Origin of the sequence: Tepiditoga spiralis (assembly GCF_014701195.1) — a bacterium.
Taxonomy (GTDB): domain Bacteria; phylum Thermotogota; class Thermotogae; order Petrotogales; family Petrotogaceae; genus Tepiditoga; species Tepiditoga spiralis.
This window is the reverse complement of record NZ_AP018712.1, coordinates 953,309-971,204: the sequence shown is the minus strand read 5'-3', so window position 1 is coordinate 971,204 and position 17,896 is coordinate 953,309. Positions and strand designations below refer to the sequence as shown.

The 17,896-nt window shown below is 26.5% G+C and carries 15 protein-coding genes and 1 riboswitch; of the genes, 8 read left to right on the top strand and 7 right to left on the bottom strand.

Annotated elements, in window-relative coordinates; all coding sequences use genetic code 11:
- Positions 1-41: 41 nt before the first annotated feature.
- Positions 42-875, bottom strand: coding sequence for a hypothetical protein (locus IGS63_RS04415; RefSeq protein WP_190615790.1), 834 nt, complete (start codon positions 873-875; stop codon positions 42-44).
- Between the two features lie 279 nt (positions 876-1,154).
- Between IGS63_RS04415 and IGS63_RS04410 the strand changes: the two genes are divergently transcribed.
- From IGS63_RS04410 to cobT, 5 genes are all read left to right on the top strand, one after another.
- The gene (locus IGS63_RS04410) at positions 1,155-1,973 is read left to right on the top strand and encodes a thermonuclease family protein (protein ID WP_190615789.1); all 819 of its coding nucleotides are present in this window, start codon (positions 1,155-1,157) and stop codon (positions 1,971-1,973) included.
- Positions 1,974-2,076: 103 nt separating this feature from the next.
- Entirely contained in the window at positions 2,077-2,961 is an 885-nt protein-coding gene (locus IGS63_RS04405) for a bifunctional enoyl-CoA hydratase/phosphate acetyltransferase (protein WP_190615788.1), read from the top strand.
- On the top strand, positions 2,961-4,202 hold the full coding sequence (locus IGS63_RS04400) for a ComEC/Rec2 family competence protein (protein ID WP_190615787.1): 1,242 nt from the start codon (positions 2,961-2,963) through the stop codon (positions 4,200-4,202). Before IGS63_RS04405 ends, IGS63_RS04400 begins: the two co-directional genes overlap by 1 nt.
- A gap of 51 nt (positions 4,203-4,253) precedes the next feature.
- On the top strand, positions 4,254-6,563 hold the full coding sequence (locus tag IGS63_RS04395) for a methyl-accepting chemotaxis protein (protein ID WP_190615786.1): 2,310 nt from the start codon (positions 4,254-4,256) through the stop codon (positions 6,561-6,563).
- A 67-nt stretch (positions 6,564-6,630) separates the two neighbouring features.
- Positions 6,631-6,788: riboswitch (cobalamin riboswitch) on the top strand.
- Positions 6,789-6,839: 51 nt separating this feature from the next.
- Entirely contained in the window at positions 6,840-7,838 is a 999-nt protein-coding gene (cobT, locus tag IGS63_RS04390) for a nicotinate-nucleotide--dimethylbenzimidazole phosphoribosyltransferase (protein WP_190615785.1), read from the top strand.
- Positions 7,839-7,906: 68 nt separating this feature from the next.
- Here cobT and groL read toward each other — a convergent pair whose 3' ends face one another.
- The 4 genes from groL to IGS63_RS04370 all read right to left on the bottom strand — a co-directional run bounded on the left by groL (position 7,907) and on the right by IGS63_RS04370 (position 11,865).
- Positions 7,907-9,547, bottom strand: a complete 1,641-nt coding sequence (groL, locus tag IGS63_RS04385; RefSeq protein ID WP_190615784.1) for a chaperonin GroEL — start codon at positions 9,545-9,547, stop codon at positions 7,907-7,909.
- Between the two features lie 19 nt (positions 9,548-9,566).
- Positions 9,567-9,836, bottom strand: a complete 270-nt coding sequence (gene groES / locus IGS63_RS04380) for a co-chaperone GroES (RefSeq protein WP_190615783.1) — start codon at positions 9,834-9,836, stop codon at positions 9,567-9,569.
- Between the two features lie 239 nt (positions 9,837-10,075).
- A complete protein-coding gene (locus tag IGS63_RS04375) occupies positions 10,076-11,173 on the bottom strand; it encodes a 6-phosphofructokinase (RefSeq protein WP_190615782.1) in 1,098 nt (365 codons plus the stop codon).
- A 71-nt stretch (positions 11,174-11,244) separates the two neighbouring features.
- Positions 11,245-11,865, bottom strand: a complete 621-nt coding sequence (locus IGS63_RS04370) for an HAD-IA family hydrolase (RefSeq protein WP_190615781.1) — start codon at positions 11,863-11,865, stop codon at positions 11,245-11,247.
- 130 nt (positions 11,866-11,995) lie between these two features.
- Between IGS63_RS04370 and IGS63_RS04365 the strand changes: the two genes are divergently transcribed.
- Both IGS63_RS04365 and IGS63_RS04360 read left to right on the top strand, forming a co-directional pair.
- Positions 11,996-12,439: a MarR family winged helix-turn-helix transcriptional regulator gene (locus IGS63_RS04365; RefSeq protein WP_190615780.1), complete on the top strand. Its 444-nt coding sequence runs from the start codon at positions 11,996-11,998 to the stop codon at positions 12,437-12,439.
- On the top strand, positions 12,432-13,799 hold the full coding sequence (locus IGS63_RS04360; RefSeq protein ID WP_198423084.1) for an MATE family efflux transporter: 1,368 nt from the start codon (positions 12,432-12,434) through the stop codon (positions 13,797-13,799). The genes IGS63_RS04365 and IGS63_RS04360 overlap by 8 nt, the downstream gene beginning before the upstream one ends.
- 31 nt (positions 13,800-13,830) lie before the next feature.
- Here IGS63_RS04360 and IGS63_RS04355 read toward each other — a convergent pair whose 3' ends face one another.
- The gene (locus IGS63_RS04355; protein WP_190615779.1) at positions 13,831-14,802 is read right to left on the bottom strand and encodes a DUF2804 domain-containing protein; all 972 of its coding nucleotides are present in this window, start codon (positions 14,800-14,802) and stop codon (positions 13,831-13,833) included.
- A gap of 36 nt (positions 14,803-14,838) precedes the next feature.
- Positions 14,839-16,530, bottom strand: a complete 1,692-nt coding sequence (locus IGS63_RS04350; protein ID WP_190615778.1) for a methyl-accepting chemotaxis protein — start codon at positions 16,528-16,530, stop codon at positions 14,839-14,841.
- Between the two features lie 153 nt (positions 16,531-16,683).
- On the opposite strand from IGS63_RS04350, the gene IGS63_RS04345 reads away from it, so the two are divergent.
- Positions 16,684-17,853, top strand: coding sequence for a DUF401 family protein (locus IGS63_RS04345; protein ID WP_190615777.1), 1,170 nt, complete (start codon positions 16,684-16,686; stop codon positions 17,851-17,853).
- Positions 17,854-17,896: the final 43 nt, after the last annotated feature.

Below are 17,896 nucleotides of genomic sequence, written 5' to 3'. Positions count from 1 at the left end.
TATACCAGTTTTATCATCGTTTAAGTAAGGCTTTCCACTCTTTATATAAACAACTTACCTTCAATGTTTTTAAATGTATTACTTGCAGAATTAGTTAAAAAATCATTTTTTACTTTTTCGATTCCTGTATAAGTTGATTCAGGTGTTGGTGCTGGTGGTGCTGCTTCTAAAAGAGTTGTCCAACTTGCATCTGATGTGAATACCCTGTAACCAAAACTTTGGCCAACTACACCTGTTACTGTATATGTAGAGTTTGGAGTTAATGTACCTATTGTTGAATGGGAATCAATTACAATAGTATCTCCATTTGCTAAAGTAAAGTTTTTATTTTGAAATTGATCAGAATCTACATACTTTCCAGTGAACTTTATTAAGTTTGCAAAATTAGAACCCGTTAAAGATGAAGTTTGATTTTTTGCACTGCTTAAAACAATACCATGATTTGCTTCTAATACAGTTATTGTTCCATAGTTGCTTATATCCATTCTCAATTCATAAACATTAGGATCATCCCAAGTTTTGTAGTATGGAACACCTTTTATTTTTATTTTATCATTTACATTAAATAAATTTTCATATTCATTTTTGTGTAAATAAGATAATTTTATACCATTTCCTTTATCATCAACAACATAAACATAATTTTTAGTAGAATCAGAATTCGAAACATATTCATAAGCTACGGTTCCTTCTGTTTCATAAAGTCTATCTTTTGCATCAAAATCTGTCCAAGTATCTTTGTTATTCATAATTAATGTTCTCAGTTCAGGTATCGTTTTTAAAGTAGCTGTACCAAATTTTGTCTTTGGTAAACATCCTGTAAATACCATTAATATGGCTACCACTAATACCGATAATGTTAAAACTTTTTTCACGTTAATCCCTCCCAGTTTTTATTGTGTTCGAATTATTATATATTTTTACATAGGAGTACATTATAACATAAAGTAAAAGTTTTTTAAAATTAATATTAAGCAAAGTAAAGTTTGTAAATTCTAATTATTTACAAATATTTAGTTTTAATCATGTTTTTTACAATTTTATACTTTATATTTAAAATTAACATCAACTTTTTTTATTAATTTATTTGTTTTTTTTCAAAAAATGTGATAAAGTTGATATTCTAAAGAATAAAAATTTGGGAGGTTGTAAAAATGAAATTAAGAAACTTGATATTTGCTTTTTTAATTGTTATTGCATTACTTTTTACTGGTTGTGCAAAACAACAAAATAAAAAAATTTTAACTCCAAATGGTTATGAAAGTTTTTCTATTTTAGATATTGCTGATGGAGATACTATTAAAGTATTAGATGATGGTCAACCAACGAGTGTTAGATTCATAGGAATAGACACACCAGAAACACATGTTAGTTCAAAACCACTTGGTGAATATGGAACGGAAGCTTATTATTATACAAGAAAATGTGTAAAAGTATACAGTAAAGATGTTGTTTACTTGGATTTTGATCAAGATAAATATGGAAATTATGGAAGACTACTTGGATACATTTACTATAAAAAAGATGGAAAATATCATTTTTTAAATGAAGAACTTTTAAAAAATGGTTTGGCAAGGCCTCTTTTTTATGATGACTCTTCAAAAAACAAAGAAATCTTCATAAAAGCTTATGAATATGCTTTTGAACATAAAAATGGTATTTTTTCAAAATATAATGATAATACCATAATAAAAACACCAAAACAATTGACAAAGAAAGATATAGGAAAAATAAGATGGATAGAATTTACTGTTGGTAATGTTGGACGCTCTGGAAGTTTTTACAAAATTTATTCAAATGAAAATGATTTCGTAGTTTCTATTAGACAAGCTGAATTTAATGCTTTTTTTAAAAATTTCAACTTATATGAATTAAAAGGTAAAAAAATAAGATACTTTGGTGAAGTTTGGAAAGAAGGATCAAAATATGAAATTTTAGGAAGGGCAAAATTTGAGATAAATGTTTTAAATTGACATTTATTTTTAAATATTCTCAATAATGTCTTCTTATACTGATTGAAAATTTTTTCATATTTAGTGTAAAATAGTTATGAGAATAACTATAAGGAGGCTTTATATGAAAGATTTTAAAGAATTAATAGCAATGGCTAAATCAAAAGGTAAAAAAAGAGTTGTTGTTGTTGGAGCAGAAGATTTAGAAGCAGTTAAAGCTGTTTCAATGGCATATGACGAAGGATTTGTAGAACCAGTTCTCGTTGGAAATGTTGAAAAGATAAAATCAAACTTAAAAGAAGTTGGAAAAGATTTTGATATAGTTGAAGCAAATGGAGATATTGATGCTTCTGAAAAAGGAGTTAGATTAGTTTCATCTGGAGCAGCAGATGTTTTAATGAAAGGTCTTGTAAAAACAGCTTATCTTTTAAAGGCAGCTTTAAATAAAGAATGGGGACTTAGAACTGGTAGTGTTCTATCTCATGTTGCTGTTCTTGATACTCCAGCTCTTGAAAAATTAGTAATGGTTACAGATGGCGGTATGATCCCTTATCCAACACTTGAACAAAAAGTAGCTATAATAAATAACTCTGTAAAACTTGCAAAATCTCTTGGAATTGAAACTCCAAAGGTTGGCATATTGGCACACGTTGAAGTTGTAAATCAAGATATGCAGCCAACTATGGATGCTGCTATATTAACTCAAATGAATAGAAGAGGTCAAATAAAGGGTTGTATTGTTGATGGTCCTTTAGCTCTTGATAATGCTTTAAGTGAAAAAGCAGCAAAGATTAAAAAAGTTTCAGGTGAAGTTGCTGGACATGCTGATATTTTAGTTGCTCCAGATATAATGGTTGGAAATGTTCTTGGAAAATCAGCTATTTATATTGGCGGAGGAAATATAGCTGGATTAGTTTTAGGTGCAAAAGCTCCTATTGTAATTGTATCAAGAGCAGACAATTCAGAAGCAAAACTTGCATCTCTTGCCATGGGGTGTTTAAATATTTAATGTCCTTTTTCTTTAATGTTTTTTTATTATACTCTTTAATAATATTACTTACATATATAAGCAAAACAATTGCCTTAATTGCAGTTGTTTTGCTTTTTTTGCTTGAAAAAAAATCTTTTAGAAGAAAGTTAATATTATTATTTATAATACCAGCATTTTTCTTTACTCCCTTTAAGTATAAGGGAGAAGTTGGAATAAATGGGAAAATAATAAACAAAAGAGACAATCAATACACAATATTGACAAATTCAATATATACAAAAAAATGGAACAAAGTAAGAAAAACATATACTTTTTATTATAATAAATTTTCAATTGAACCAATTTATTGTGGTAAAGATGTTTATATACATGGAACTTTAGAAAATAAATTAAGAGTAGATTATATTGCACCAGGATACAAAACTACAATCTTTCATTTAAAAGATATCGCAATAAAAAATATACAAAAAGCTGTTTCAAATAAAGATGAACAGGATATTTTAATTTCTTCATTTATGGGAGGAATTAAAAATAAAAATCTCTTTAAACAAACGGGTACTCTCCACTTATTTGCTGTTTCAGGAATGCATGTTTATATTATTTATTTTATCTTTTCATTCTTAATATCACATGTAATATACAAAAGAAATTTAAGAATATTATTAGTTTTACCTTTTTTATTATTATACTTAATCTTTACTGGATTTTCTCCAAGTTCTGTTAGAGCAGTTTTATTTTTAATAACAATAAATATTTTTAAATTATTTGATTATTATTATGAACCATTAAATATTTTAAGTTTTATTGGTTATTTAAACTTATTACTTTTTCCCGAATCAATACTAAATCCAGGGTTTCAAATGAGTTATTCTGCAACTTTTATGATACTATTAACTTTAAAGTATAATCCCAAACACTACGAACTTTTAATACCAATATCTGCTTTCATTGGAGTACTCCCATTTTCTATTTTATATTTTAATTCATTTTCTTTATTAGGAATATTATTAACTCCTTTATTATCTCCAATAATAGCAATTATAATATTTTTAGACATTATATTAATAATTTTTCCAATTTCATTTGTTGGTAAAATAGCTTCTTTTATTGCAATTACAACAAAAAGCTTTTTAACTTTATTTTGTTTTATTCCTAGTATTTCTTTAAATGAAAAAATAATTCCTTTAATACTTTCTTCTTTAATTTTAGTATTTTATATTTATTTTATCTCTTCAAAAAAACATACAGTAAAATTTTAGTGATTTTGTGATAAAATATTTTGGAAACGATTTCAAAAAGGGGTGATAGTTTTGAAAGGGGATAAAAAAAGATACTTTAGTTTTGGAAAAAAAGTAGGTGTATTGCTAATATCTATGGCTATTTTACCTGCAATAATAACTGTTTTGTACTTTTCATTTTCTGTAATTCAAAATTCAAAAGAAAGTGAAAACACTATAAAACAATCAGTGAACTCTTTAAAAGAAACTTATAAAAAATCTTTTGATACCTATAGCAACTCTGTAAAAAAACAAATTTCAGATTATAATAATTATATAAAATCAGAGACTAAAAAAATAGAAAAAGATATTTCTTTAAAATTCGAAAATTCTTATAAAAAATCTTTTGATAACTCTCTTGATACATTAAATAAAGTTTTTTCAAACTATATCTTTTCACAAAAAAATAATATTGAAAAAAATGGAAGGTTAATATCTTCAAATGAATTAATTAAAGAAAAAACATCAAAAAAAAGTATTTCTATATTAGATAGATATAAAATATTAACTCCATTTATAAATGCCCTTGAATACAATGGAATTCAATTATGGATAGTCAATCCAAAGGTTGCAACTAAAAAAAATAGATTTGATATAAAAATTAAAGATAAAGTTTATAAAGTTCAAAGAAAAGCTGAATCTTACTTACCAGGATACGATAAAATAAAAAATATAAATTTAAATACTTTTTTAACGGATATTTTTAAAGACTATTTATCTTCAGATAACAAATATCCCATAATAAAAACTTTAACTATAGAAAAAATACCTTATTTTTTAGGTGTTTTCCCAATTGTTGATCCAATAGCTCAAAGTACAATAAATGGCTTTATCGTAATTTTAAATCAATTTAATTATCAAAAAATACTTGAAGTTTCAAAATTATTAAATGCAAATATTGCTATTTATTCAAAAAACATGAATATAATTTTTTCAAATATGCCTTCTGATATTTTAAATATATCAAAAGAAAAAATAAATAAAAAATATATTTTAGAAAAAATTTTAAATAAAAATATGCGTTCTGTATACTCTAAAATAAATGAATTTGGAGGAATTTATATTCAAATTTCAAAAGAATTCAATTCAACAACAGCTCAAATAAACATTCCATTGAAGACAAATATAGAAATTCCAAAAGCTACAATAAAAGATGTAAAAATAAATATTGATTTAAACATTCAAAACATAATTAAAAACATTATAATGTGGTTAATAATAATATTTATACTATCTATAGTAATATCATATTTTCTTGGAAAAAATATAGGTAATCATGTAAAAAGTATAACTGAAAAATTGACAAAAATTTCTAATGGAGATTTACACTTTGATGATACAAAAATATTTAAAGTCAAAGATGAATTTGGAGTAATGGCTAAAGAACTTCAAAATACTGCAAAATCTTTAAAAAATTTAATAACAAATTTAATAAAAGATTCTAATAAATTAATTGAATCATCAAACAATGTAGATCAAAAATCGTCTGAATTAAAAAATACACAAAAAAGCCTTGAAAACATGCTAAAACAAACAAAAGAAATTGAAAATATTATGAATTATACTATAGATAATTTGAGTGAAAGTTTGGAAAAATTATCAGAAAGCTCCGAAAATATTAGTTCTTCAAACTCTAATATACATCAAATTTCATTAAATACAATAAAATTAGCTGAAAATGGTGAAGTTTTAGTAAAAACAATAACAGAAACTTCAAATAATGTTTCTGAAACTATGAAAGATACTGTAATGAATATTGAAGTTTTTTCAAAAGAAGTAAATAAAGTTTCTGATTTTATAGAAAAAATAACGGATATTGCCAATCAAACAAATTTATTAGCTTTAAATGCAGCAATAGAAGCAGCAAGAGCTGGAGAAGCAGGAAAAGGATTTGCAGTAGTAGCAGAAGAAATAAGAAATTTATCTGAAGAAACATCTACAACGGCAACTGGTATAAATTATGAAATGGATAAAGTGAATAAAAATCTTAAAAATGTAATAAACGAAGTAATGAACTCAAATGAGAATATGAACATATTAAACAAAAAAGTTTATGACTTTAAAAATGAATTTGATAAATTAAAAATTTATTCAAATAACCTTGGAAGTGTTGTTGAAAACTTAAACATTGAAGTATCTGAACAAAAAGCTATAATAGAAACTTTTAAAGAAATTTCTAAAAAAATAAAAATTGAAACTGAAAGTTCTGAAAAACAAATTGAAAGAACTAAACAAGACATAATATCAGAAACAAATTCTATTAATTCACTAATGAAACAAGTAGAAATTTTAAATGAAGTGACTAAAAATTTAAAAGAAGAAATAAATAAATTTAAATTATAAAATATACTCTCTCCTTGTAATACTATACAAGGAGATTTTTTTTATGGTAAAATAAAATATATAAAAATTAAATATTAAAGTTTTGAATATTGGAAAATGGTGAAATTCCATTGCGGACCAGCCACCGTAATTACGGACGAACTCTATAAAAGCCACTGAAAGGGAAGGCATAGATAGTAGAATGATGTATAAGCCGGGATACTTTATTCAAAATTTTAGTAACTTCTCAATCTCTAGGAGTGGATTGAGAAATCTTTAGTTTATGGAGGGAGAAAGATGAAAGAACAAATTCAAAAAAGGTTAGACAGCTTAACAAAACCTCAAGGAAGTTTGGGAAAATTAGAAGATATTGCTTTAAAAATGGGATTGATTCAAGGAAGAATACCAAAATTACCTAGAAAAAAAGCCGTTTATGTCTTTGCAGGCGATCATGGAGTTGTAGAAGAAGATGTATCAGCTTCTCCAAAAGAAGTAACACCTCAAATGGTATTAAACTTTTTAAATGGTGGAGCAGCAATAAATGTTTTTTCAAGGCATACAAATAGTGATGTTTTAGTTGTTGATGCTGGGGTAAATTTTTATTTTAAAGATAATCCAGGTTTAATAAAGAAAAAAGTAGGATATGGAACTAAAAATTTTACAAAAGAAAGAGCAATGAGTATAATAGAAGCAAAAAAATCTATAGAATACGGTAGAGAAATTGCTAGACATTCAATTGTAAATGGTGTTGAGCTTGCTGCTATTGGTGATATGGGTATTGGAAATACAACAACAGCTACAGCAATAGCTTGTGCTTTTGGTATCCCTTTAAAAGATATAATTGATATAGGTACAGTAATAACAAATGAACAGTTAAACAACAAGAAAAGAGCCGTTGAAAAAGCTATTGAACTTCACAAACCTTTTAAAGACAGTATAGATGTTTTATCAAAGGTTGGAAGTTATTGTTTTGGAGAAATGGCTGGCTTTTTACTTGAATGTGCTGAAAATAAAATCCCAGTTGTTTTAGATGGATTTCCAACAACAGCAGCAGCAATGATTGCCTATAAAATAAATCCTAAAATAAAAAATTTCATATTTGCTGGTCATAAATCTCTTGTAAAAGGTCACTCAGTAATTTTAAAAAGTATGGAATTAGATCCAATTTTAGATTTAAACATGCGACTTGGTGAAGGTACTGGAGCAGTTTTATCTTTTAGTTTAATAGAAGCTGCAATAAAAATGATAAATGAAATGGAAACTTTTGAAAGTGCTAATGTTAGCAAAAAAGAGTAGTGCAAAGCACTACTCTTTTTTTTAATTTTTTATTTATTTTAATCCACAATAACTCATTGAGTTATTTATTAATACATTCCTGGCATTCCGCCCATTCCTGCTCCACCCATATCTGGTGCTGGAGCTTCTTCTTTTGGTTCATCAGCTACTAAAACTTCTGTTGTTAATAACATAGAAGCTATTGAAGATGCATTTTGAAGTGTACTTCTTGTAACTTTAGCTGGATCAATTATACCTTTTTCAAACATATCAACAAATTCATTATTTAAAGCATCGTATCCATAGGAAGTTGAGTCATTAGATAATACTTTATCTACAATTATAGCACCTTCAACTCCTGCATTTTTAGCAATTTGTCTTATAGGAGCATCTAAAGACTTAAATACAGTAACAGCACCTATTTTTTCATCACCTTCAAGAGTTTCCACAACTTTTTCAACTGCTTTTTTAGTTCTTAATAATGCAATTCCACCACCTGCAACAATTCCTTCTTCAACTGCTGCTCTTGTTGCTGAAAGTGCATCTTCAATTCTATGTTTCTTTTCTTTTAATTCAGTTTCTGTTGCTGCTCCAACTTTTATAACAGCTACACCACCTGCAAGTTTAGCAAGTCTTTCTTGAAGTGTTTCTTTTTCATAATCAGATGTTGTTGCTTCAATTTGTGCTCTAATTTGTTTTACTCTTTCTTCAATATCTTTTGGATCACCTTTTCCACTAACAATTATTGTATCATCTTTTCCAATTCTTACAACTTCTGCAGAACCTAAATCTTCAATAGTTGTATTTTCAAGAGTAAGTCCTAAATCTTCTGTAATTACAGTTCCTCCAGTTAAAGCTGCAATATCTTGAAGCATAGCTTTTCTTCTATCTCCAAATCCAGGAGCTTTTACTGCTGCTGATTCAAGAGTACCTCTTAATTTATTTAATACTAAAGTTGAAAGTGCTTCACCTTCAATATCTTCAGCAATTATTAATAATGGTTTACCTGCTTGTGCTGTTTTTTCTAGAAGTGGTACTAATGGTTTAACGCTTGTTATTTTTTTATCTGTTATTAAAATATATGGATCTTTCAATTCAACTTCCATTTTATCTGTGTTAGTTACAAAGTATGGAGAAATATATCCTCTATCAAATTGCATACCTTCTGTAAATTCAACAAAAGTATCCATTGTTTTTGAATCTTCAACAGTTATAACTCCATCTTCTCCCACTTTATCCATAGCTTCTGCAATAATATTTCCAATTTCTTTATTATTTGCTGAAATAGAAGCAACATGAGCTATGTCTTCTTTTCCTTTTAATTTTTTACTCATTGATTTTACTTCTTCAACTGCTACTTTTGTAGCTTCATTAATACCATTTTTCATGAGCATTGGATTTGCACCAGCAGCTACATTTTTTAATCCTTCTTTAATCATAGCTTGAGCTAAAACTGTTGCTGTTGTTGTACCATCACCAGCTACATCATTAGTTTTTGAAGCAACTTCTTTAACAAGTTGAGCACCAAGATTTTCAAATTTATCTTTTACTTCAATTTCTTTTGCAATTGAAACACCATCATTAGTTATAGTTGGAGAACCCCAACTTTTTTCTAAAACAACATTTCTTCCTTTTGGTCCAAGAGTTATTTTAACTGCATTTGCTACAGTATCAACACCATTTTCAAGTGATCTTCTTGCTTCTTCACCAAACTTTAAAACTTTTGCCATTTCTTACACCTCCGATTCGTTAATCTTCTACTTTTGCCAACACATCATCAACGTCTATTATGATGTGATCTTCATCTTCAATTTTGATTTCAGTTCCTGAGTACTTTGCAAAGATAACTTTGTCGCCAACTTTTAAAGTACAATCTTCATCAAGTGTTCCTACTTCTACAATAACTGCTTTTTGTGGCTTTTCAGTAGCTGAATCTGGAAGTACAAGTCCTCCTGCTGTTTTCTTTTCTTCTACAACTGGTTTAATAAGTAATCTATTACCGAGAGGTTTTACCATCATTTTAAAAACCGCCTCCTTAATAAGTATTTTGATTTTATTTTTAGCACTTTTTAAGTTTGAGTGCTAATTACGTTTTTATGTTATCATTTAATATACCATTTTAGCAACACCAATTATTATCAATTAATTACAATTAACAACAAATAAATGCGTTTATATTTAAAATTCTTTGTTTTTTTTAATTATAATATATTTTGTTCTATTTTATAATAAAAAACGGCTTTAAAAGCCGTTTTTTATTAATCTCCAAATGAAACACCTATACTTTGAGCTACTCTTACTAATTCACCATTAGGATCAACTGTTTTTGTAGTTCCAATTACGTCTTCAAGCGAAACACTAACTATTTTATTTCCCTGTAAGGCAACCATTTTACCAAAGTCTCTATTATGAATTAAATCAACTGCTGCAACACCATATCTTGTTGAAAGAACTCTATCAAAAGCACTAGTATTTCCACCTCTTTGAAGATGACCAAGAACAGTACATCTTATTTCATGATCAGAAATTCTTTTTTCCAGATCTGCAGCAAGTTTATTTCCTATTCCACCAAGTCTTATAGGATCAGGACTATCTTTTACAACTTTATTTACCACTACTTCTCCGCCTTTTGGTTTAGCTCCTTCAGCTACTACTATTATACTAAATTGTTTACCTGAATTACTTCTTTGTTTTATTTTATTAACTACTCTATCTAAATCATAAGGAATTTCTGGTATTAATATAACATCAGCAGATCCTGCAAGACCTGAATGAAGTGCAATCCATCCTGCATTTCTTCCCATAACTTCAAGTATCATTACCCTATGATGAGATTCAGCTGTTGTATGTAATCTATCCAAAGCTTCTGTAACTACATTAACTGCGGATTGAAAACCAAAAGTAAGATCTGTTGCAGCTAAATCATTATCAATAGTTTTAGGAATACCTATAACATTTACTCCTTTTCTTGCAAAGTCTCTTGCACTCGTTAATGTTCCGTCACCACCCATTATTACTAAAACATCAACGCCTTCTCTTTTTAAGTTTTCAACGGCAACATCTGAAACATCTTTTTTTACCATTTTCCCATTTTCTTCTACTTGATAATCAAATAAGTTATCTTTGTTAGAACTATAAAGAATGGTACCCCCTTTGTGTAGAATTCCGGAAACCGTTTTCGTTGTCATTGGTATGTAATCGTTGTTATAAAGACCTCTGTATCCAAATTTGTAACCAATGACTTCATAACCATGTTTTAATATAGCTGTTCTGGTTACAGCACGAATAACAGCATTGAGCCCCGGACAGTCTCCTCCGCCAGTTAAAAGTGCTATTTTTCTAATTTCCTTGTTCATAATATCCCTCCATTCTCTGTAATCATTAATAATTATACACCAAAAATGTTAAAATAATAACGATAAGTATATCATAAATCATTTAAGATTCTATAAAACTCTTTAAAATGTTTTATTGAATATTTAGCTAAAATATTTTTTTCACCAAAAATATTAAAATAAACAGTATCTATTTTACAATTTATTCCTGCTTGTATATCAATTTCTCTATCTCCAATTGCAATCCATTTTAAATTATATTTTTTTTTAAAATATTCATAACCTTCTTTATTAGGTTTTCTTTTCAATCCATCTTCTATACTTTTTATTTCAAAAAAATATTTTTTTAAATCATAAAAATTTAAAAGCTGAAAAACAGATTCTTTATTTCTATGTGTAAAAATAAAGTTTTTTCCTCCATTTTCATTTATATATTTTAAAACTTCTATTATGTATGGAAAAGGAGGTCTATCTTTTAAATTTATTTTTTTTTCGTATAATTCTACATTTTTTATAAATTCATTTTTTAAATTATATTTTTTTTTAAAATATTCAATGCCTGTTTTTTTAGAAATCCTTATTTTTTCTAATATATTAATATCTTTTTCGGCAATGTTATAATCTAACAACGCTTTTTTAAAAGCAAATACCATTCCAGGATAAGTATCAAATAAAGTTCCTCCCAAATCCCATATAAATCCTTTGTATTTCATAAAAATCACCTCTAAAAAATTATATCATATTTTTTTAGTTGCGATAGCAACAAAAAAGATACATTTTTTAGTTGCTATCGCAACATTATTTTTATATAATTAAATCATAAAAATAATTGGAGGCCAAAAAATGAATGAATCATTTGGAAAAACAATTTCTCATATCTCAAAAAAAATGTATATGTATTTAAATAAAAATTTAGAAAAATATAGTATAAGTAAAGGTCAAATTCATTTTTTAATGTTGTTATACAGAAAAGGAAATGGATTAACTCAAGAACAAATAAGTAAATTCTTAGATATAGATAAAGCAAATACAACAAGGGCTTTAAAAAAATTAATAGAAAATGGGTACGTAGAAAAAAAACGTGACGAAAAAGATAAAAGAATTTTTAGAGTTTATTTAACTGATAAAGGATTAAATTTAAAACCAAAAATAAAAGAAATCTTAAATGAATTAGACCAAAAGTTAACTTTTGGTATTACTCAAAAAGAAATTGAACAAGTATTATCTACTTTAGAAAAAGTAGATAAAAATTTATTAAAAATACAAGAAGGTGATATATGTGAATAAAAATAGTAAAATACTTGGTAGTGAATCAATTTGGAAATTATTAATTAAATTATCTTTACCAGCAACAATAGGTATGATGGTTCAGGCCTTATACAATTTGGTAGATACCATCTTTGTTGGAAGAGGCGTAGGAACTCTGGGAATTACAGGAATTACACTTTCATTTCCTGTTCAAATGATAGTTATGGCAATAGCTCAAATGATAGGTATTGGTGGAGCTTCTATAATTTCAAGAGCTTTAGGAGAAAAAAACGCACAAAAAGCTGAAAAAACCATGGGAAATATTTTTACTCTTGTTATTTTAATGAGTGCAACTATTTCTATTCTTGGATTAATTTTTATAAATCCTTTGTTATCCTTACTTGGAACAAATTCTGTATCTATAAATGCAGCAAAAGATTATTTAAGTATTATTTTATTCGGTACTATTTTCTTTTCTTTTTCTATGGCTTCAAACAATATAGTTAGAGCTGAAGGTAATGCAAAAACTGCTATGTATACTATGCTAATTTCAGCAGGTTTAAATATAATTTTAGATCCAATTTTTATTTTTATACTACATCTTGGAATAAAAGGTGCTGCTATTGCAACTGTTTTATCTCAAGCAACAACAGCTCTTTATTTAATTTATTATTTTTTGAGTGGAAAAAGCTCTATAAAATTACACTTTAAAAATTTTAAATTAAAATCAGGTATAATTACTGAAATAATGGCAATTGGATCTTCTGCTTTCGTAAGACAATCTGCTGGTAGTTTATTAACAATTATTTTAAATAATATCTTAATGGTTTATGGTGGAGTTCTTTATGTCGCAGTGTATGGATTAACAAATAGACTTTTAATGTTTGTTTTAATGCCACTTTTTGGAATAGCTCAAGGATTCCAACCCATTGCAGGTTTTAATTATGGAGCTAAAAATTATTCTAGAGTAAAAGATGTTACAAAAGCTTCTATAATTACAACAACTATATTATCTTCAATTGGATTTTTTATTTTGATACTTTTCCCAAAACAATTATTAAGTGTATTTACAACAGATACAAATTTGATTTTAACAGCATCAAATGTTTTAAAAATAATAATATTATTTTTACCATTAATTGGTATTCAAATAATAGGAGCAACTATGTTCCAAGCTATTGGAAAAGCTTTTTCATCTTTAATTTTAGCTATGTCAAGACAAATAATTTTCTTAATACCCTTAATTTATATAATGCCAATATTTTTTGGAATAAACGGAGTTTGGATATCATTTCCAATATCTGATTTCTTAGCAACGTTATTAACTTCAATATTATTTTATTTTCAAATGAAAAAGTTTAATACAAATTCAACTTTATCAAAAGATATAAATTTATAAAGCAAGATGGTAAAAAGTATAAATATACTTTTTACCATCTTGCTTTATGTTCTTCAATTATTCCAAAAATATCTTTAAATTCAATCTCTTTATTTTTAAATTTAATTATTCCAGAAAAACTTCCAATTGCTTGTTTTAAATTTGATTTTAAAACTACAACATTTGTTTTTTCTTCTCGGATATATTCTGTTTTAAAAACTATATCAACTTCTGAAGATTTTATTATAACTTCTTTATCTAATTTATCATAAATAAATTCAACTTCATCATTGAGTTTATACATTTTATTATCATAAAACACACAATTTTCATTCACTCCACTACCTTTTGTCCAACCATAACCAAGATTTATTCCAAACTTTTCTCCATCTTTAAATCCCGAAAACGATGCCCAATTCCAAAATGTTTTGTATGGCCAAATTCCTCTTCCATAATCAAAAGAAGCAAGTGTATTTTTTATATGAAAAGAATAAATTCTACCTTCAATATTAATTCTTCCCATTGCAGGTAAACAATTTTGTTTTGAAGTAAAATGAAATTTTTTATTATTCCAAGGTACAATTAAGTTTAAACTCTCAACGTTTTCAGGATATTTAACTTCTATGTCTACCTTAAATTTCTTAGTATCAGCTTTTAATATTGCATTATTTCTAATGTATTCATTAGAAATTTGATACTCTCCTTTTTTCATACTGCTATTTCCATATACAAATTCAGATAACTTAAAATTTTTAGCAAATGGAACTTCTATTACTTCTTCAAAGTATTCTTTTCTCACTCTATCATAAAAAAATAATATTCCTTTTCCTGTATAATCAACATCCACTATTGCAATAGAAAATAAAAAAATATCATTTTTTACTGTCCAAAAATTAAATCTTTTCTTTCTAATTCCTTTTAAATTACTTATAATATGTGGATACTTTTCATATCCAATTGTTTCTAAATTTAAATTACCATTTTCACAGCATAATTTTTTTCTTTTTTTTATTAAAGTTTTCATTAAATCCCCCTATTTATTTACTTTAAATTCATAAAACTAAACTTTAAAGTTATTCATTTGTTCAACAAGAATATTTGCATTTTCTTTTAATTTATCACTTGAATTATTCAAAACTTCAATTTCATTATTTATTTCATTTAAATCTTCTGAGATTTTATCCAATTTTTCAACTATATCAGAAACACTTGTAGCAGCAGTCCCAATTGCTTGAGACATTTCATTTGAGGCTGTAGTTTGTTCTTGAGAAATTTGAGAATTTCTATTTGCCATATCACTCATTTTTGAAACTAATTCAATTACTTTTTCTTGTTCTCCACTAATTTCATTGGTTGTTTCAACAGCATTTCCAACATCTTTCAATACTACATTCACTTTTTTTTGTGCATCTTGAGTACCATTTTTTATAGAGTCAAGTATTTGAGCTATATTATCTGTTGCTTCTTTAGATTCTTCTGCAAGTTTTCTTATTTCATCTGCTACCACGGCAAATCCTTTTCCTGCTTCTCCAGCTCTTGCTGCTTCTATTGCTGCATTTAATGCTAATAAATTTGTTTGCTCTGTAATAGATGAAATTGTACTTACTATATCTTCTATATTTTGCGCATATTTGTTTACATTATTTATACTATTTACAGTATTGTTCATTTCTTTATTTATATTGTTCATAACTTTTACTGTCTTTTCAACTGTTTTTCCAATATTTTTTATAAATTTTTGAACATTTTGAGTTTCATTTGATAAGTTTTTTGAACTCTCAGAAACCGTTTGTGTACCTTCTGAAAAATCTGCAACACCTGCATTTAATTCTTCAAGTGAAGCTGAAATATTTTGAGAATTTTGATTTATTATATTCATCTCTTCAACAACATTTTTAATATATTCTCTTTGATCTAATGTCGTTTTGGCAAGATATTCAGAAGAGTTTTGTATTTCTTTTGATGAATTTATATTTATCTTTACTAATTCAGAAAGGCTCTCAATAAAATCATTGAAAGAAGATGCCAATACACCTATTTCATCTTTAGTTTTTATATTTAATCTTACTGTTAAATCACCCTTTCCTTTTGATAGTTCTTTAACAAGAACATTCATTTTTTGTAGTGGTTTTACTATTTTTAAAATAAATAAAACTATTATTATAATAATAATTGCACCTATTATTAAAGCAACTATTGATTGATATATCATAGCTTTAGAAATGTTATCTTTTGAATCTTTATTAAATTTACTTAACAATGATTCTTTTGTTTTTTTATTTTCAACTTGGAGAGTTAATAAATAATTTTTATCCAATCCAAGTTCAACCTTTCCTATTTTTTTATCTCCATACATTATATCTGCTTTATAAGATATTACATTAGATCCTTTTTTTTCACCTGCGAGTAAGCTTCCAGAATCATCATAAACTACTGCATATACAATATTTGGAAGTTTAATTACATTTTCAACATATCCATTTAAAAGATCTGTATTAAAGTTCCAAATTGGATCTGCAGATATTTTCCCAAGATAATCCGCTATACTTTCTCCATAACTTTTTAAATAATTAGCATCTTTTTTGTTTTTGGTTTCAATATCATTTGTTAAAATTTGATCTGTGGAATTTATTACAGCATTTGCATATTTGTTTAAAGAATTAGTAGATAGAATTATTAAAGCAATAACAACTGTGACAATCCCCAATGTACTTAATAATGTTAATTTAAAAAGTATACTGCCTTTTTTCATAAAATCACCCCTTTTTATTAATCACATTTTTAAAATCATACACCTTATTAATATTATACATCATTTTTTTTAATTTTGTGTTTCTAAAAATTTTTTTGATTTTAGCGTGATATAATAAAGTAAGTATTCCTAATTAATTAAAGAGGTGAAAACATGGCTACTTTGTCTATATTGTTGGGATTTTTATCGCTTATAATAACCATTAAGTTTTTCAAAAAAGTTTATATTGGGGTATTTAGTGCATTATTAACGACCGCTTTTATTTTTTTTAAACCAAGTTTTATTGTTGAAGGATTTATAAAAACTATATCTGGTACAAGTTTTTATGAATTAATAATAATAGTAACTGGGATTTACTTAATATCAGATACAATGAAAATTTCTGAAAATTCAAATAAATTTGCAGAAAATATACATTCAATATTCAATAGTAAGCAGGCAATAGCTTTTATGCCTATGTTTTTGGGATTATTGCCTATGCCTGGCGGTGCTATGTTTACTGCTCCAATGGTAAAAGACATAGCAGAAGAAAAAAACATAGATAATTTAACTGCAGCATCCATGAATTATTGGTTTAGACACTTAATGGAGTTTTTTTGGATATTATATCCAGCTGTAATTTTATTTAGTTCTTTAACAAATATAAAGATTACAAAAATACTTTTAATAAATATACCAACAGGAGTTTTTGCTTTTATTGGAGGATGGATTTTTTTTAAAGTTGGAAAGATAAAGTTTTCTGGTACATTAGAAAATTGGAAAAACCTGTTAAAATCATTAATTCCAATAATTGCTGTTATGATAGGAGTCATATTAAGTATACCAGGTTGGATAGTTGTTCTTGTTGTTTCAATATCTTATGCCATTTATTATAAAAATTTCTCTGGATTAGTGAAAATAAAATGGGAAATCTTAATATTATTATTATTAGTCTTTTCTTATAAAAATTTTGTTGAATTATCCGGATTATCTAAATCTTTTGTAAACGAACTACAAAGTATGGGATTAAGTCCTTGGTGGATAATAATTTTAGCTCCCTTAACATTAGGTATGATCACTGGAATAACTCAAGCCGCTTTTGCGGTAACTATGCCTCTTACAGTTTCACTTGTAACAGCTGGTGTTTTGCCATTAATGGCTGCCGGAATTACAACTTATTATTTTTCTGTAGTTGGTGTACTACTATCTCCTGTTCATTTATGTTTACTTTTAACTTCTGATTTTTTTGAAGTTAAAATGGAAAATATGATAAAGAAAATATTAATACCAATGATTTTTTCATCTTTTGGTTATTTACTAATGATGTTCATTTTATTAAAGTAATATGATAAAATATTATTGTTCATATAATTTTATTATTAAGGAG

Excerpts from the sequence above, each read along its gene's own strand:
- cobT (WP_190615785.1), top strand. The coding sequence starts at position 6,840 with ATGAAAGAACAAATTCAAAAAAGGTTAGACAGCTTAACAAAACCTCAA.
- IGS63_RS04400 (WP_190615787.1), top strand. The coding sequence starts at position 2,961 with ATGTCCTTTTTCTTTAATGTTTTTTTATTATACTCTTTAATAATATTA.
- IGS63_RS04345 (WP_190615777.1), top strand. The coding sequence starts at position 16,684 with ATGGCTACTTTGTCTATATTGTTGGGATTTTTATCGCTTATAATAACC.
- IGS63_RS04365 (WP_190615780.1), top strand. The coding sequence starts at position 11,996 with ATGAATGAATCATTTGGAAAAACAATTTCTCATATCTCAAAAAAAATG.
- IGS63_RS04370 (WP_190615781.1), bottom strand. The coding sequence starts at position 11,865 with ATGAAATACAAAGGATTTATATGGGATTTGGGAGGAACTTTATTTGAT.
- IGS63_RS04355 (WP_190615779.1), bottom strand. The coding sequence starts at position 14,802 with ATGAAAACTTTAATAAAAAAAAGAAAAAAATTATGCTGTGAAAATGGT.
- groES (WP_190615783.1), bottom strand. The coding sequence starts at position 9,836 with ATGATGGTAAAACCTCTCGGTAATAGATTACTTATTAAACCAGTTGTA.
- IGS63_RS04375 (WP_190615782.1), bottom strand. The coding sequence starts at position 11,173 with ATGAACAAGGAAATTAGAAAAATAGCACTTTTAACTGGCGGAGGAGAC.
- groL (WP_190615784.1), bottom strand. The coding sequence starts at position 9,547 with ATGGCAAAAGTTTTAAAGTTTGGTGAAGAAGCAAGAAGATCACTTGAA.
- IGS63_RS04405 (WP_190615788.1), top strand. The coding sequence starts at position 2,077 with ATGAAAGATTTTAAAGAATTAATAGCAATGGCTAAATCAAAAGGTAAA.
- IGS63_RS04410 (WP_190615789.1), top strand. The coding sequence starts at position 1,155 with ATGAAATTAAGAAACTTGATATTTGCTTTTTTAATTGTTATTGCATTA.
- IGS63_RS04350 (WP_190615778.1), bottom strand. The coding sequence starts at position 16,530 with ATGAAAAAAGGCAGTATACTTTTTAAATTAACATTATTAAGTACATTG.